At 45.4% G+C, this 15,827-nt stretch carries 14 protein-coding genes and 2 pseudogenes; 15 read left to right on the top strand and 1 reads right to left on the bottom strand.

Features of this window, described 5'->3' with window-relative positions:
- Positions 1 to 11 precede the first annotated feature (11 nt).
- The 7 genes and pseudogenes from LC048_RS12280 to LC048_RS12250 all read left to right on the top strand — a co-directional run bounded on the left by LC048_RS12280 (position 12) and on the right by LC048_RS12250 (position 7,124).
- Positions 12 to 1,529 carry an aldehyde dehydrogenase family protein gene (locus LC048_RS12280; protein WP_226601354.1) on the top strand — a complete coding sequence of 506 codons (1,518 nt, stop codon included), beginning with the start codon at positions 12 to 14 and terminating at the stop codon, positions 1,527 to 1,529.
- Positions 1,530 to 1,594: 65 nt separating this feature from the next.
- Positions 1,595 to 2,458 (top strand): 3-hydroxyacyl-CoA dehydrogenase, encoded by an 864-nt coding sequence (locus LC048_RS12275; RefSeq protein ID WP_264188242.1) that lies wholly within the window; start codon positions 1,595 to 1,597, stop codon positions 2,456 to 2,458.
- Between the two features lie 12 nt (positions 2,459 to 2,470).
- Positions 2,471 to 3,679, top strand: coding sequence for an acetyl-CoA C-acyltransferase (locus LC048_RS12270; RefSeq protein ID WP_306050386.1), 1,209 nt, complete (start codon positions 2,471 to 2,473; stop codon positions 3,677 to 3,679).
- On the top strand, positions 3,680 to 4,456 hold the full coding sequence (locus LC048_RS12265; protein WP_226601352.1) for an enoyl-CoA hydratase-related protein: 777 nt from the start codon (positions 3,680 to 3,682) through the stop codon (positions 4,454 to 4,456).
- 131 nt (positions 4,457 to 4,587) lie between these two features.
- On the top strand, positions 4,588 to 5,463 hold the full coding sequence (gene paaX / locus LC048_RS12260; RefSeq protein ID WP_306050384.1) for a phenylacetic acid degradation operon negative regulatory protein PaaX: 876 nt from the start codon (positions 4,588 to 4,590) through the stop codon (positions 5,461 to 5,463).
- 289 nt (positions 5,464 to 5,752) lie between these two features.
- Positions 5,753 to 6,361: pseudogene (locus LC048_RS12255) on the top strand (P1 family peptidase); the annotation flags it as partial.
- Positions 6,362 to 6,449: 88 nt separating this feature from the next.
- On the top strand, positions 6,450 to 7,124 hold the full coding sequence (locus LC048_RS12250; RefSeq protein ID WP_226601350.1) for an NAD(P)H-dependent oxidoreductase: 675 nt from the start codon (positions 6,450 to 6,452) through the stop codon (positions 7,122 to 7,124).
- Between the two features lie 43 nt (positions 7,125 to 7,167).
- Here the strand turns inward: LC048_RS12250 and LC048_RS12245 are convergent, their stop codons facing one another.
- Positions 7,168 to 7,689, bottom strand: a complete 522-nt coding sequence (locus LC048_RS12245; protein ID WP_226601349.1) for a gamma carbonic anhydrase family protein — start codon at positions 7,687 to 7,689, stop codon at positions 7,168 to 7,170.
- Positions 7,690 to 7,762: 73 nt separating this feature from the next.
- Between LC048_RS12245 and LC048_RS12240 the strand changes: the two genes are divergently transcribed.
- The 8 genes and pseudogenes from LC048_RS12240 to LC048_RS12205 all read left to right on the top strand — a co-directional run bounded on the left by LC048_RS12240 (position 7,763) and on the right by LC048_RS12205 (position 15,826).
- Positions 7,763 to 8,710, top strand: a complete 948-nt coding sequence (locus LC048_RS12240; protein WP_226601348.1) for an NAD(P)H-dependent flavin oxidoreductase — start codon at positions 7,763 to 7,765, stop codon at positions 8,708 to 8,710.
- A gap of 450 nt (positions 8,711 to 9,160) precedes the next feature.
- Positions 9,161 to 10,159, top strand: coding sequence for an ABC transporter substrate-binding protein (locus LC048_RS12235; RefSeq protein WP_306050382.1), 999 nt, complete (start codon positions 9,161 to 9,163; stop codon positions 10,157 to 10,159).
- A gap of 18 nt (positions 10,160 to 10,177) precedes the next feature.
- Entirely contained in the window at positions 10,178 to 11,209 is a 1,032-nt protein-coding gene (locus LC048_RS12230) for an ABC transporter permease (protein ID WP_226601346.1), read from the top strand.
- On the top strand, positions 11,184 to 11,978 hold the full coding sequence (locus LC048_RS12225) for an ABC transporter ATP-binding protein (RefSeq protein WP_226601345.1): 795 nt from the start codon (positions 11,184 to 11,186) through the stop codon (positions 11,976 to 11,978). The genes LC048_RS12230 and LC048_RS12225 overlap by 26 nt, the downstream gene beginning before the upstream one ends.
- Before the next feature lie 191 nt (positions 11,979 to 12,169).
- Positions 12,170 to 12,559, top strand: coding sequence for a thioesterase family protein (locus LC048_RS12220; RefSeq protein WP_226601344.1), 390 nt, complete (start codon positions 12,170 to 12,172; stop codon positions 12,557 to 12,559).
- A gap of 60 nt (positions 12,560 to 12,619) precedes the next feature.
- Positions 12,620 to 13,728, top strand: a pseudogene (locus LC048_RS12215) (Leu/Phe/Val dehydrogenase).
- A 35-nt stretch (positions 13,729 to 13,763) separates the two neighbouring features.
- A complete protein-coding gene (gene pdhA / locus LC048_RS12210; RefSeq protein WP_306050380.1) occupies positions 13,764 to 14,831 on the top strand; it encodes a pyruvate dehydrogenase (acetyl-transferring) E1 component subunit alpha in 1,068 nt (355 codons plus the stop codon).
- Complete coding sequence (locus tag LC048_RS12205; protein WP_226601496.1) at positions 14,831 to 15,826, top strand: alpha-ketoacid dehydrogenase subunit beta; 996 nt, start codon at positions 14,831 to 14,833, stop codon at positions 15,824 to 15,826. The genes pdhA and LC048_RS12205 overlap by 1 nt, the downstream gene beginning before the upstream one ends.
- Position 15,827 lies beyond the last annotated feature (1 nt).

The raw sequence follows: 15,827 nt of genomic DNA, 5'->3' as shown, positions 1-15,827 counted from the left end.
AGATGTTACGCGTGACAACAGTAAAAGAACAAAAATTCGAAGCAATGGCGGTAAAACGCGAGACATATCAATTGATCATCAATGGAGTTCGTCAGGACAGCACGAATGGTGAAACTTATAAAGTCTTCAATCCAGCGACAGGCGAGGAAGTTGCAACTGTGGCTAAGGCTTCAAAAGAAGACGCAGAGCTTGCGGTTCAGGCTGCAAGAAATGCCTTCGACTTCGGAAAGTGGCGCCATTTCCCGGTGAACAAGCGCTCACGCACATTGAATAAAATCGCTTCAATCATGCGCTCCCGTTTCAATGAGCTGGTAGAATTGGAGATTCTTGATACAGGTAAATCCCTTGCTGCAGCACAGGGACAGGTAATGCAGGCAATCGAGGACTTCGAATTTTACGCAGGAGCGATCGTCAGCCACCGCGGTGCTGTGAACAGCATGCCTGGTGCATTCCAGAATATCACGGAAAAAGAGCCTGTCGGTGTTTGTGCCCAGATTATTCCTTGGAACTATCCGATGATGATGGCAGCATGGAAGATCGCACCGGCGATCGCAGTCGGCTGCTCAGTTGTAGTAAAACCAGCTTCTTTGACACCTTTAACTGCTATTGTACTTGGAGAGATTTGTATAGAAGCAGGCGTACCAGAAGGAGTTGTCAATGTCATTCCTGGATCTGGTTCTGTTGTCGGCAACTATCTTGTTGAACATGAAAAAGTAGACAAAGTTGCTTTCACAGGTTCAACACCAATCGGCAAGGATATCATGGCCAGAGCTTCCCAGACTCTAAAGCGTGTGACACTTGAACTTGGCGGAAAGTCACCGAGTATCGTCTTTGAAGATGCGGATGTTGATGCTGCAGTAGCGGGCTCTCTGTTCGGAATCTTCTACAATACAGGTCAATCATGTGAAGCCCGTTCAAGATTGTATGTCCATGAGGATGTATATGATGAGTTCATGGAGAAGTTCGTGGCAAAAACAAAGCAGCTGAAGCTTGGCAACCCATTTGATAAAGAAACTCATGTTGGTGCTGTCATCAGCCAGGAGCAAATGAATGTCATAGACGGTTATGTGAAATCCGCCGTCAAAGATGGAGCACAAGTTCTGGCAGGCGGCAAGGCTGCGAATCTGGAGGGCTATGAAAATGGCTACTGGTATGAGCCTACCATCATCGCTGAAACAGATCACAGCATGAAAGCTGTTCAAGAAGAAATCTTCGGTCCAGTTGTCGTCGTTATGAAGTTCAAGGATGAGAAAGAAGCTGTCAAACTGGCGAATGACAGTGAATATGGACTGGGATCTGCGATCTGGACGAAGGACTACGGACGAGCGACCAGAGTTTCCAAGCTGATCCAGGCAGGTATCGTCATGATCAATTGCCCGTTCTCCGCTTTCCCTGGCACACCGTTCGGAGGCTATAAGCAATCCGGATTCGGCCGTGAACTTTGCATCGAAACACTGGATTTATATACAGAAACAAAGAGTATCGTCTCTTACTACGGCAGCCGCCCGCTAAATCCGTTTAACGTCTAAACACGAGGCGAGCACTCTATGATCCGGGTGCTCGCTTTTCAATGTTTATCACAGGAGGTTATATAATGAAGAAACTCGTCGTAATTGGTTCAGGTGTCATGGGCAGAGGGATTGCCTATGTCAGCAGCCTGGGCGGTTTTGATACTGTGCTGATTGATGTTGAAGAAAAACAGCTTATTAACGCCGAACAAGAAATCAACAGTATTTTTGAAAAAGGAATCGCCCGCGGTAAAGTAATGTTAGACGATGCAGAAACAGCCAAGGCAAGATTAAAGTATTCTAACTTCCTTGCCGAGAACGTCAAGGATGCGGATTTGATTATCGAAGCGGTACCAGAAAAGATAGATATCAAAAAGACAATCTTTGAAGTGATTGACCAGCACGCACCGGAACATTGCTTGTTTGCGTCCAATACTTCGACTATGAGCCCGACAGAAATCGCTTCTTTTACAAAGCGCCCTGAAAAGGTCATAGCGATGCATTTCTTCAACCCGGTACATAAGATGCCGCTTGTTGAGATCATTCGCGGTCTTGAAACGAGCGATGAAACAGCAGAAGCCATCCAGAATGCCGCAATCCAAATGGGCAAGGAAACTGTCATCATCAATGAATTTCCTGGCTTTGTCACAAGCCGGATCAGTGCACTTGTTGGCAATGAGGCATTTTACATGCTTCAGGAAGGATTGGGCTCTCCAGAAGATATCGACAAAGCCATCAAGCTGGGTTTGAATTACCCGATGGGCCCGTTCGAATTGGGCGATTTGGTAGGTCTTGATACACGCTTGAATAATCTGAAATACCTGCATGAGAAACTTGGTGAAAAATACCGCCCGGCACCTTTGCTGGAGCAATATGTAAAAGCAGGACGTCTTGGCAGGAAGACTGGACGCGGTGTGTACGATTATAGAAAGTCAGTTACCACGAAATAAAGGGGGATGGCAATGAGAGAAGTAGTAATTGTCGATGCGGTCAGGACACCTATTGGTAGATACAACGGCAGTCTCCGTCACATCCGTCCGGATGATTTAGGTGCGGTTGTCATCAAAGCATTGATAGAACGAAATCCAAACGTACCTGCAGCTGAAATTGAAGAAGTAGTTCTAGGCAATGCGAACCAGGCAGGTGAAGATAACCGGAATGTCGCGAGGATGTCCGGACTTTTGGCTGGACTGCCTGTCGAGGTTGCCGGGACAACCATCAACCGATTATGCGGTTCGGGTCTGGATGCAGTCAACTATGCGGTCAGGGCAATTTTTGCTGGTGAAGGCGAGATTTTCATTGCCGGAGGGACGGAAAGCATGACAAGGGCGCCATTTGTGATGGCAAAGCCAGAAAAGAACTTTCCGCGCGGCAATATGGAGATGTTCGATACAACCATCGGCTGGCGTTTTGTGAACGGCAAATTGAGGGAAATGTACGGAACAGACAGCATGCCTGAGACGGCAGAGAACGTGGCTATAAAGTATGGAATATCCAGGGAAGCGCAGGACGAATTCGCTGCAGAAAGCCAGCTTCGCGCACAAAATGCGATGGAAGCCGGGCGATTTGAAAATGAAATCATTCCAGTTGTTTATGAAGATAAAAAGGGGAACAAAACGATCATTGACCGTGACGAACATCCTCGACCTGGAACGACGGTTGAAAAACTGGCAAAGTTGAAGCCGCTATTTAAGGATGGCACCGTAACTGCGGGGAATGCATCAGGTGTGAATGATGGTGCTTCGGCTTTGTTATTGATGAGCCGTGGGAAGGCTGAAGAGCTTGGCCTGAAGCCGCTGGCAAAATATATTGTGTCTGCAACAGCGGGACTAGAACCTTCCATCATGGGCATGGGACCGGTATATGCAGTTCAAAAGGCTCTGAAGCGCGCAAGCTTATCCGTAGAGGAATTGGATCTGATTGAATTGAATGAGGCGTTTGCTGCCCAGTCCCTCGGATGCATCCAGGAGCTGGGGCTGGACAAATCCAAGGTCAATGTAAACGGAGGGGCAATTGCATTCGGTCATCCGCTCGGTGCAAGCGGGGCGAGGATTTTGACAAGCCTTTTATATGAAATGAAAAAGCGGGATTCCAAGTATGGACTTGCGACCATGTGTGTAGGTGTCGGCCAGGGAATCGCCACGATTATCGAGAATATAGGAGAGAGATAAATGAACAACATCAAATTTCAGAAAGAGCAGCATATTGCATATGTGACGATTGATCGTCCGGAGTCGCTGAACTGCTTCAATTATGAAACACTTCAGGAACTTGGGGATTTAGTGGATAAGTTGCATACAGATTCAGACGTGAGAGTCGTCATTTTTACCGGAGCAGGGGAGAAAGCCTTTAGTGCAGGTGCCGATTTGAAAGAAAGAAAGCATCTTACTGAGGAAGAAGTGCGCCGAAATGTAAAAAAGATCCGTGATGTATTCAGTGCGATTGCCGAGCTGCCGCAGCCAACGATTGCCGCGGTGAACGGCTTTGCTTTTGGCGGCGGGTTCGAATTGATGCTTGCCTGTGATTTTAAAATTGCCGCAGAGAGTGCGTTGATGGGCATGACAGAGGTGAGTTGGGGCATCATTCCAGGCGCAGGCGGAACACAGCGACTCTCCAGGCTGGTTGGAGAGATGAAGGCAAAGGAATTGATCTTGACTGCCAGAAAAATCTCTGCTGATACAGCTTATGAACTGGGAATTCTGACAGGGGTAAAACCTAAAGAGGATGTCATGACTGCCTGTAAGGAGCTGGCCGGGGAAATTCTCCAGAATGCGCCGATTGCTGTGAGACAGGCGAAGTATGCCATCCAGCATGGAAGCAGCACAGACCTGCAGACTGGTCTGGCAATTGAGTCAAAAGCTTATGAAGTCACCATCCCAACAAAGGATCGTGTTGAAGCACTGAATGCCTTCAGTGAAAAACGCAAGCCTGTCTTTACAGCGCAATAAAACCATAGGAAGAAATTCCTATGGTTTTTCGCTTTTTAAGTAAAATATTTTTGCAAAATAATGATAATACTGTAAAATATTCTATAACGGTTTTATTTCGTACAACAAAAACGGATGAGGATGACATAAGCTTGAATACAAGATCAATGATTTTTACCCTATACGGTGACTATATCTCCCATTATGGAAGCAAAATTTGGATTGGCAGCCTGATTCGCCTTCTGAATGAATTTAGCCACAATGACCAGTCGGTGAGAGCGGCAATTTCCCGCATGAATAAACAGGGCTGGGTACAGGCTGAGAAAATCGGGAATAAGAGCTACTATTCTCTCACGCCTCGCGGTCAGAAAAGGATCGAAGAGGCGGGCAAGCGTATTTTTAAATTGAAACCTGAAGACTGGGACGGAAAGTGGAGAATCCTGATGTATACGATACCTGAGGAAATTCGCAATGTCCGTGATGAACTGCGCAAGGAACTGATCTGGAGCGGCTTCGGCTCGATGTCGAACAGCTTCTGGATTTCAGCCAATAATCTCGAGAGACAAGTAAATGATCTGATCGAGAAATACGAAATCGAACAGTATGTCGATTTCTTTGTTGCTGAGTACAAAGGACCTCATGAAAATCTGCGCCTCGTTGAAAAAAGCTGGGACCTGCAGGAAATTAACTCGAAATACCAGGAATTCATCAGTGAATACAGCCAGAAATACATCATCGATAAAAACAAGATCCAGAAGGGCAGCATGACGGACGCTGAATGCTTCGTTGAACGCACGAAGCTGGTGCATGAATACAGAAAATTCCTCTTCTTTGACCCAGGTCTTCCAGAAGAACTTTTGCCTGAAAAATGGCTGGGTAGCCACGCCGCTTCCTTGTTTAGCGAGTACTACAAAGAACTCGCAGAACCAGCATCGCGCTTCTTTGAGTCCGTTTTTAAAGAAGGAAACGAAATCAAGCATAAAGACGTGGACTACAACGTAATGGATCATCCTTTTATATTAGAATAGCATCAAGCCATCCTAGATATGCCTGGGATGGCCTTCTTCAATCAATTTCCAAGAGACAGGTGGGCTTTTAGTTCGGACAGGTTTGGTGCGAAAAGAGGAAAAGCTGTCCGAAGAAGCCAGAAGTTCGGACAGGTTTGGTGTGAAAAGAGGAAAAGCTGTCCGAAGTAGCTCAATGTTCGGACAGGTTTGGTGCGAAAAGAGGAAAAGCTGTCCGAAGTAGCCTAATGTTCGGACAGGTTTGGTGTGAAAAGAGGAAAAGCTGTCCAAAGGCGAGCTCGCCAAAACGGCGGAATTAAAAACAGCCGCCAGCTACGTTCTTAACGGTTTTGGCAAAACGACTGGCCTCGTCCAAGTGAATGAACTCGGAACGATCGAGTCTCCCATTATGCTGACAAATACATTTGCGTACCCTGCTGTTACCCAGGGTACGCTGGAGTATATGCTTTCCGAAAATGAAGAGATTGGCGATACGACCGGTATCATTAATATTGTCGTCGGAGAATGCAATGACTGCTACTTAAATTCAATCCGCCTTTTTCCGGTAAAACCTGAACTTGCCATACAAGCAATTAAGAAAGCTTCGGCGAGTCCGGCACAAGAGGGTGCAGTCGGAGCGGGAAAAGGAATGGTTTGCTTTGGTCATAAAGGCAGTATAGGTACGACATCAAGAGTGATTGAATCAGATGCTCCTTATACGATTGGCTGTCTGGTGCTCAGTAATTTCGGCAAAAAAGAAGAGTTTCTGGCAGGGAGTTATGGCATTGATTCAATAAAAACAGGATTATCAGAGACGGCAGACGGTTCGATCATCATCGTCCTTGCAACTAATGCCCCGTTAAGTGATCGCCAGCTGTTGTGCGTGGCAAAGAGGTGTGGAATCCCCCTAGGGAGAACTGGCAGAGTCATTAAGGCTTACCCTTTTTCTAGGCAATTCTAAAAGAAATATGATAAGTTTAAAAAAACATATCCTGGAAGGAGAGATACATATGCGTGAGAAAGAAGCTATGAAGCAGGAAATTCTTGAGGCTTTTCATTTTAGGCATGCGACCAAGGAATTTGATCCAACCAAAAAGATTTCAGAGGAAGACTTCCGTTTTATCCTGGAGACCGGACAGCTATCCCCAAGTTCTTTTGGTTTTGAACCATGGCGCTTTCTTGTTGTACAAAGCGCGGAGCTTCGCGAGAAAGTTAAGAATACTGCGTGGGGAGCGTTTGGCAAGCTTCCGGAAGCAAGCCATTTTGTGATTATCCTTGCAAGGACGAAGGTTGATACAAAATATGACTCTGAATATCTGCAGGATCATTTTAGAAATAAGAAAAAAATGCCCGAGGAATTCATGGCGAATTACCTCAAGCGAATCGAGGAATTCCAGAAGTCTGATTTTGAATTGCTCGACGGAGATCGCCCACTATTTGATTGGGCCTGCAAACAAACTTATATCGTCCTGGCCAATATGATGACGGCGGCAGCGCAAATTGGCATTGATTCATGTCCGATAGAGGGTTTCAATTTTGAAAAAATGAACAACCTTCTGGCAGATGAAGGTTTGCTTGACGATGGACATTTCGGAATATCCGTTATGTGCGCGTTCGGCTATCGTGTAACAGAACCGAACCCAAAGACAAGAAGGCCATTGGATGATTTAGTTAAATGGGTATAATTTAAAGCAAAGAGCCAGGCGTCTGCTGCCTGGCTCTCACTTTTTATTTGATATCTTTTAAAGTTGCCCGGTATTCTTTACCCTTTTGAACATATGTATCGATCGATAATTGAATCAGCTCAAGATCCTTCTCGCCGATTTCCCTCACGACTTTCCCTGGTGCTCCGACAACAAGCGAGCGCGGTGGTATTTTTTTACCCGCAGGAATCAAGGTATTTGCCCCGATGATGCATTCTTCACCGATTTCAGCTCCATCTAGGATTGTCGAACCCATGCCGATAATGCATCTTTTCTTGATGGTGCAACCATGTAGAATCGCATTGTGGCCGACGGTGACTTCATCTTCTATGACTAGCGGCGAGCCCTCATACAGATGGCAAGTGACGTTATCCTGTATGCTGCAACTTTCTCCTATTGATATCGTATCTTCATCACCACGTAAAACGGCATTGAACCACACGCTGGAATTTTTGCCGATTTTCACGTCACCAATGATGTAGCTCCCCGGTGCCTGGAAAACTGTTTCATCAATGACCGGTTTTTTATCTAAATAACTTAGAATCAATGAAAAATCCTCCATTTCAATTGTCATAATTTTAGAACTAGTATAACATTAATTTAACGAAGGGGGAATTTTTGTGAATGGAATTATTTCTGTTCTGGGCATACAATATCCAATTATCCAGGGTGGAATGGGAAACATCAGCAATGCTACTTTAACCGCAGCTGTTTCCGAAGCGGGCGGGTTGGGCACAATTGGTGCCGGAACGATGCATGCTAAAGAAGTGGAGCAAATTATTCTTGAAACAAAATCGAGGACATCAAAGCCTTTTTCGGTGAACGTGGCTTTAAGTGTGTCGCCGAATGTGGTAGAAACCCTGCGCCTGGCCGTCAAACATAAGGTTCAAGTAGTAACACTATCTGCGGGTAATCCTGCGCCTTTCATTCCGAAGCTAAAAGAAGCTGGAACTAAAATTATTACGGTTGTTGCATCTGTAAAGCAAGCCAAAAAAGCGGAAGCTGCAGGCGCTGATATTATAGTGGCTGAGGGATATGAAGCTGCGGGAATAAACTCTAGTCTTGAAACGACGACATTGGCGCTGATTCCTCAGATTGTCGCTCAGGTGAACATACCGGTTGTTGCTGCAGGAGGAATAGGGGACGGAAAGGGCCTAGCTGCGATGCTTGCACTAGGGGCGAGCGGCGTCCAGATGGGAACGAGGTTCATCGCCACAAAGGAAGCTCCGTTTCATGAAAACTACAAGCAAAAGCTTCTGCATGCAAGCGACCATGAAACGGTCATAGTTGGCAGGTCTGTCGGAAGAATCCGCAGGCTGCTGAATACGTCTTATGCAGACAAACTGCTAGAAGCAGAAAAGCAGGGGATTACCGCAGAAGAGTTCGCCGAACTGACGAATGAAGACATACATAAAAAAGGTGCGCTAGAAGGAAGCGAAGAAAATGGATTCATGAATGGTGGACAGGTGTCGGGACTGGTTTCTGATATTCCAACCGTACACGAATTACTGGATCGGATGGTAAAAGAAGCGAAGGATCGGCTGAGAATTGCCGAAAACTTACTATAATTCAACAAAGCGTGCTTCTCTTTTGAAGCATGCTTTTTTAATATATTGTTTTTTTATTTCCACACCCCCTCCATGCTTTTTTAAAATGAAAAGACAAAAGAAGCTTATAATTACTGAGTTTCACATCTGCTTTCGCACATAAAAGCGAAAAAGTTTTATTATTTTTGAAAAACATCTTGATAGTTTGCTAAAGTGATGGTTTAATTATTAAAAATCGTAACATACTAAATTTTCGGAATTTTATTGACTTTAAATTATAGCTGGTGTTAATATAACGTTATATTTACGGTGTCTATAGTGAATATCATACTTTTTGGAATCGCTTTCAAATATTGGGGAGTGTTTTCACAACGGAGGAAAGAGAGTTTGAAATTGGTGCGTTCCGGCTGCCTGGAAATTTAAATCTACATAGTTTTACTGCCGGTTTATAAATAATCAAGGGGGATTTATATGAAGAAATCAGTCAAAGCAATTTCTCTTGTCTTGGTCAGTGCATTACTTTTGGCAGGATGCGGAGGAAATGAAGCATCAAACGGTTCATCTGACAAAAAGCAATACAAGATTGGCTTAACACAGTTTGCTGAGCATCCTTCGCTTGATGCCGCAAAGGAGGGATTCAAGAAAGCTCTTGAAGACAAAGGGTTCAAAGAGGGAGACAATGTAAAATATGACTTCCAGAACGCACAGGCAGACATGAATAACACGGCAAGTATCGCGAATAATTTTGTCGGCGATAAAGTTGACCTCATTTTCGCTAATGCTACACCAAGCGCCGTTGCGGCACTGAATGCAACGAAGGACATTCCGATCATTTTTACATCAGTAACAGACCCAATCGGAGCAGGACTTGTTGGAGCATTCGATAAGCCTGGCGACAATATCACTGGTACGACCGACAACCATCCGGACGCGACCAAAAGGACAATTGACTTCATGACGAATGAAATTGGTGCCAAGAAGATTGGCGTCATCTACAACGCAGGTGAACAGAACTCAGAGGTCCAGCTGAAGGAAGTCAAGAAACTTGCAGAAGCGAATGGAGCGAAGGTGGTTGAAGCCTCAATCTCTACTTCAGCTGAAGTTAAGCAGGCTGCAGAATCCCTGGTCGGACGTGTGGATGCGATCTATGTTCCTACTGATAATACAGTTGTATCGGCTCTTGAATCTGTTATTTCAGTTGCTAATGGCAAAAAGATCCCGTTATTCGTCGGCGAGCTTGATTCCATGAAGCGTGGAGCAGTTGCAGCCAGCGGTTTCAATTATTATGACATTGGTTACCAGTCAGGCTTAATGGCTGCAGAAATTTTATCAGGGAACAAAAAAGCTTCTGAGATTCCTGTTGAACTTCCAGAATCATTAACACTTACTATCAACAAGAAAGCCGCCGAGGAGCAAGGTGTTGAAGTTAAGGAAGAATGGGGAGACGACGCAGAGTTTTACGAAGAATAAGAGAAAGGATGATTCAACTTGTTTACTTCCATATTTGGAGCATTTGAGTCCGGCATCATCTATGCCATCATGGCTCTGGGTGTATATTTATCCTTTCGGGTACTGGATTTTCCTGATTTGACGGTTGACGGCAGCTTCGTAACTGGAGCTGCGGTCGCTGCTATCATGATTGTGAATGGTGCAAATCCTTTCGCTGCTACAATGGTAGCCATGGTTGCCGGCTTCATCGCTGGGTGCTTAACAGGCATCATCCATACAGTCGGAAAGGTGAATGCACTTCTGTCGGGTATCCTGTTAATGATTGCCTTGTATTCGATCAATTTAAGAATCATGGGTAAATCGAATGTCCCTCTGTTGAACACGGATACTGCCATGACAGCGGTAAGGGACTTTTTCGATAAGACGGGAATTGACGGATTCTTTAATGGCATCCTGACGGCTATCGGACTGGGAGACAGTCTTCCAAGAACATGGGGAATCTTGCTATTCATGATTGTCGTAACGCTGGCAATTAAATTTCTTACTGATGCATTCCTGAAGACAGAACTTGGACTTGCAATCCGGGCAACCGGCGACAACAAGAGGATGATCCGCAGTTTCTCTTCCAATACCAATCTGATGATTATCTTAGGTCTTGGCCTTTCGAATGCGATGGTAGCTTTTTCAGGCGCTTTGATTGCCCAGCAAGGTGGTTTCGCAGACGTTGGCATGGGTATCGGAATGATTATCATCGGCCTTGCTTCTGTCATCATTGGTGAAGCCCTGTTCGGTACAAAATCGATTGCAAGAACAACACTTGCGGTCATTGGCGGGGCTATCATCTATCGAATCGTTGTCACACTGGCATTAAGGGTTGAGTTCCTTGAGCCAGGCGACATGAAGCTGATTACAGCGATTATCGTCATATTGGCATTGACTGCTCCGAAAATGATAGAAAGCTATAAAGAGAGAAAACGGAAGGTGAAAAGACAGCTTGAGCACATGAAGATGGCAGCTGTTCCTTCTGAAGGAAAGGGTGAGGCTGGTGCTGCACTTAAATCAGATTCATAGAGTCTTCAATGAGGGTACTCCAGATGAAAAGATCGCCCTGGATAATATAAATCTTACACTGGAAAAGGGAGACTTCGTCACAGTAATCGGGAGTAACGGGGCCGGTAAATCAACGTTAATGAATGTTATTTCCGGTGTCATGCTTCCGGACCATGGTCAAGTGGAACTGGACAGTAAGGATGTAACTTACATGAGCGAATATAACCGGTCAAAATTGATTGGCCGTGTATTCCAGGATCCGATGGCAGGGACAGCTCCAAGCATGACAATCGAGGAAAACCTGGCAATTGCCTATTCCAGGAATAAACGCAGGACTTTGGGACGCGGAGTAACAAAAAGGCGCAGGGAACTTTTTAAGGAAGTTCTTGAGTCACTTCACCTGGGACTAGAGAACCGCTTGAATGCCAAGGTAGGAATGTTATCCGGCGGTGAACGCCAGGCTTTGTCTCTGCTGATGGCAACATTCACCGAGCCTTCGATTCTATTATTGGATGAACACACTGCGGCATTGGATCCATCTCGTGCAGAGCTGATAACAAACCTTACAAAAGAAATCGTCGACAAATACCATCTCACCACACTGATGGTCACGCACAACATGCAGCAGGCACTTGACCTTGGCAACAGGCTGATCATGATGGACAAAGGCCAGGTCATCCTCGAAGTCAATGAAGAACAAAAAGCAAAGCTGACAATCGAAGACCTGCTCAACGAATTCCAGCGAATCCGCGGAACAAAAATGGCAAGCGACCGGGCTTTACTAAGTTAGACAAAAATCAACCAGCTCAAAATAGCTGGTTGATTTTTTATGGTTGAAAAGAACGATTAGATATTATATCAAAATTATTTTTAAGAAAATACCAAAATTTCTTACAATTTATTGACCATTTATTTAACGAAATGTTATGATAGCGTTAAATAAACGTTATACATATTTGCAACTTGGAAAGGTGGGATATAATGCGAGATGGTTTGATAGCTGGACGGACGGCCTCCATCAATGTCATTGTTACACCAGAAATGTTTGCCCGCTTTGAGGGGAAAGTCGTCCATCCAGCGTACTCCACTGTTTCAATGGTGTATCACATGGAGTTGGTATCGAGGCAAATTATCGTTCCCTTTTTAGAGGATCATGAGGAAGGTATGGGCGGCGCAGTAACTGTTAAACACATAGCTCCATGTGTTGAAGGGGCAGAGGTAACCATAACTGCATCCGTCACAGGCCTGCAAGAGAATACCATACTTACCGATGTGCGGGCAGAAAGCAAGGGTCGCATTATAGGAGTAGGGGAAGTAAAACAAGTGGTCCTTCTTAAAGAAAAGATAAATGAATTACTTACCGGCAGTTAAAAATTTTTGCGCAAAAATGTAAGCGCTAACATGATTTAACGGGATAAAGGGGGAAGAACAATGGATATGTTTGAACAAATTCGTGAGCACGAGCAAGTCGTATTTTGTAATGATGAAGCCACTGGATTAAAGGCAATAATAGCGATTCACAGTACACGTTTAGGGCCGGCACTGGGCGGTTGCCGTATGTTTCCTTATAAATCAGTTGACGATGCACTTGAAGATGTACTGCGACTTTCTAAAGGCATGACATATAAGTGTGCTGCCGCTGATGTCGACTTCGGTGGAGGGAAGGCAGTCATCATTGGCGACCCTACAAAAGATAAGAGTCCAGAACTTTTCAGAGCATTTGGCCAGTTCGTTGAGTCGATCCAGGGCCGCGCTTCTATACAGGAACTGACATGGGGACGGATCCGGAAGATTTTGTTCACGCTTTAAAAGAAACAAATTGTATCGTAGGTGTCGATGAAGTATACGGCGGAAGCGGAGATTCTTCAGTACCAACGGCACAGGGTGTCATCTTTGGATTGCAGGCTACAAGTAAAGCCCTGTGGGATACTGATGATTTGTCCGGTAAGTCCTACGCAATCCAGGGGCTAGGCAAGGTGGGCTACAAGGTAGCGGAGTATCTTCTTGATAACGGAGCAGACCTGTATGTGACAGACATTAATCAAAAAGCAATCGACCAGATTGTTCAAAAAGCTAAAGAAATGGGAGCGGGAATCAAAGTCGTCAGCAGTGACGAGATATACTCTCAGCGAGCAGACATTTTCATCCCGTGTGCAATGGGCGGAATCATTAACGATGACACCATTCCGCAACTCCAGGTAAAAGCAGTCGTTGGTTCTGCGAACAATCAGCTCAAGGAAGAACGTCACGGTAACGATTTGCAGGAAAAGGGTATTCTTTATGCGCCTGATTACATTGTCAATGCTGGAGGACTGATCCAGGTGGCGGATGAGCTGTATTCACCGAACAAGGAACGAGTACTGAAGAAGACAAAGGCTATCTATAATTCTCTTTTAAATATTTACAAGCAGGCAGAGCGAGAAGGAATCACGACGGTTGAAGCTGCGAATAAATTTTGTGAGAACAGGATCGAAGCCAGAACAAGACGCAACAGCTTCTTCTCTCATATGAAGCGCCCAAAATGGGCAGTGAGAATGTAATAGTATCATAGACTTTTAAAAAGAAGGGTGAGCCGATGGAAAAGGATTTTCCGATTTTTCAGGTGATGGATCAAAACGGAAACATTGTTTCCGAAGAACATAAGGCTTTAGTGACCGAAGAGCGAGTGAAGAAGTTTTATTCGGAAATGGTAAGGATCCGGACGCTGGACAGGAAGTCTATCAGTCTTCAGCGCCAGGGGCGGATCGGGACTTATGCGCCATTTGAAGGGCAGGAGGCTTCCCAGGTTGGAACCGCACTTGCACTGCAGAGTGATGACTGGATGTTCCCTACCTATCGAGATCACGGTGCAGCCATGGTGTTTAGCCACTCTTTGAGGAATATATTGCTGTTCTGGAATGGACGAAATGAAGGCTGTGTTCCGCCGGATGGGAAAAAGATCTTCCCGCCTGCTATCCCGATTGCAACCCAGATTCCCCATGCAGCAGGTGCTGCTTTTGCAGAAAAACAAAAAGGAACCAGGAATGCAGCTATTTGTTATTTCGGTGATGGAGCGACTTCGGAAGGCGATTTTCATGAAGGCTTGAACTTTGCGAGTGTCTTCAAATCTCCGGTCGTATATTTTTGCCAGAACAATCAGTATGCGATTTCAGTTCCAATCAGTAAACAAATGAATTCAGCAACCATTGCTCAAAAAGCGCTTGCGTATGATATCCCAGGTGTAAGGATTGATGGCAACGATATTTTTGCCGTTTTTGCTGAAACAGAGAAAGCCCTTAATCGTGCGCGCAATGGCGAAGGCCCAACATTAATAGAAGCAATGACGTGGCGGTATGGATCCCATACAACTGCTGATGATGCTTCAAAATATCGTGACCAAGGTGAAAGTGCGCTTAAAAGAATGGAAACAGACCCCTTACTTAGGCTGGAACGCTGGCTGAAAAACGAAGGACTTTACGATGAAGCATGGGTGAAGGAAATAGAGGAGCAAGCGGCGGCTGAAATTGATGGTGCTGTTCAGGAAATGGAAAAGTTCCCTAAAGCTGACCCGGCAGTGATCTTTGATTATGTCTTTGAGAAGCCTACATGGACAATCGAGAAACAAAAGCGGGAGTACCTTGAACTGATCGGAGGTGAGGCATGATGGAAACAGCACTGCAGACAAAGACCTTGACGCTTGTTCAGGCGATAACCGAAGGCCTTGATATGATGCTTGATGAAAGCAAGGAAGTTATCCTCCTTGGTGAGGATATCGGGAAAAATGGCGGGGTATTTCGTGCGACTGATGGACTTCAGGAGAAATATGGTGAGGACCGCGTTGTAGATACTCCTTTGAGTGAAGCTGGGTTTGTAGGGGCAGCGATCGGCATGGCAGTGAACGGATTCAGACCAGTTGTGGAAATCCAGTTCCTGGGTTTCATTTATCCTGCATATGAACAAATCATGACCCATGCTTCAAGGTTGCGGATGAGGACAATGGGGCATTTTACCGTACCGATGGTGATTCGAGCTCCTTATGGCGCCGGTGTTCGCGCACCTGAAATCCATTGTGACAGCACGGAATCACTTTTTACCCATATGCCTGGAATGAAGGTAGTTTGTCCCTCCAATGCCTATGATGCAAAAGGCTTGATGATCGCTGCAATTGAAGATCCGGACCCTGTCCTCTTTTTAGAGCCAATGAGAAGTTATCGTTCCTCACGCGGTGAGGTTCCTGAAGGGAAGTATACGGTTGAAATAGGAAAAGGGAAGAAATTGACTGAAGGCGACGATGTGACGGTCATCGCCTGGGGCGCAATGATTCCGGTAGCCATGAAGGCTGCAGAAGAAATGAAACAAAAGGGTGTCAATTGTGACGTCCTTGATTTAAGGACACTTTATCCAATCGACAAAGACCTTGTCATAGAGTCAGTCCAGAAAACCGGGCGAACGGTAATCGTCCATGAGGCACATGCGACGGGAGGCACTGGCAGTGATTTGATCTCGCTGATCAATGATGAGGCGTTCCTTTACCAAAAGGCTCCGGCCGAAAGAGTTACAGGCTATGACACACCTGTGCCGTATTTTGGGTTTGAAGATCATTATCTGCCGACGCCGAAAAGAGTGGCAGCTGCAATAGAGAAAGTAATGAAGTTTTAGG

This window comes from Mesobacillus subterraneus (assembly GCF_020524355.2).
Lineage (GTDB): Bacteria > Bacillota > Bacilli > Bacillales > Cytobacillaceae > Mesobacillus > Mesobacillus subterraneus_C.
This window is presented reverse-complemented; position numbering and strand designations above follow the sequence as displayed.

What these genes read in the sequence shown, in the direction of transcription:
- LC048_RS12275 (WP_264188242.1), top strand. Translation starts at nt 1,595, where the DNA reads ATGAAGAAACTCGTCGTAATTGGTTCAGGTGTCATGGGCAGAGGGATT.
- LC048_RS12270 (WP_306050386.1), top strand. Translation starts at nt 2,471, where the DNA reads ATGAGAGAAGTAGTAATTGTCGATGCGGTCAGGACACCTATTGGTAGA.
- LC048_RS12265 (WP_226601352.1), top strand. Translation starts at nt 3,680, where the DNA reads ATGAACAACATCAAATTTCAGAAAGAGCAGCATATTGCATATGTGACG.
- LC048_RS12250 (WP_226601350.1), top strand. Translation starts at nt 6,450, where the DNA reads ATGCGTGAGAAAGAAGCTATGAAGCAGGAAATTCTTGAGGCTTTTCAT.
- LC048_RS12235 (WP_306050382.1), top strand. Translation starts at nt 9,161, where the DNA reads ATGAAGAAATCAGTCAAAGCAATTTCTCTTGTCTTGGTCAGTGCATTA.
- LC048_RS12220 (WP_226601344.1), top strand. Translation starts at nt 12,170, where the DNA reads ATGCGAGATGGTTTGATAGCTGGACGGACGGCCTCCATCAATGTCATT.
- pdhA (WP_306050380.1), top strand. Translation starts at nt 13,764, where the DNA reads ATGGAAAAGGATTTTCCGATTTTTCAGGTGATGGATCAAAACGGAAAC.
- LC048_RS12205 (WP_226601496.1), top strand. Translation starts at nt 14,831, where the DNA reads ATGGAAACAGCACTGCAGACAAAGACCTTGACGCTTGTTCAGGCGATA.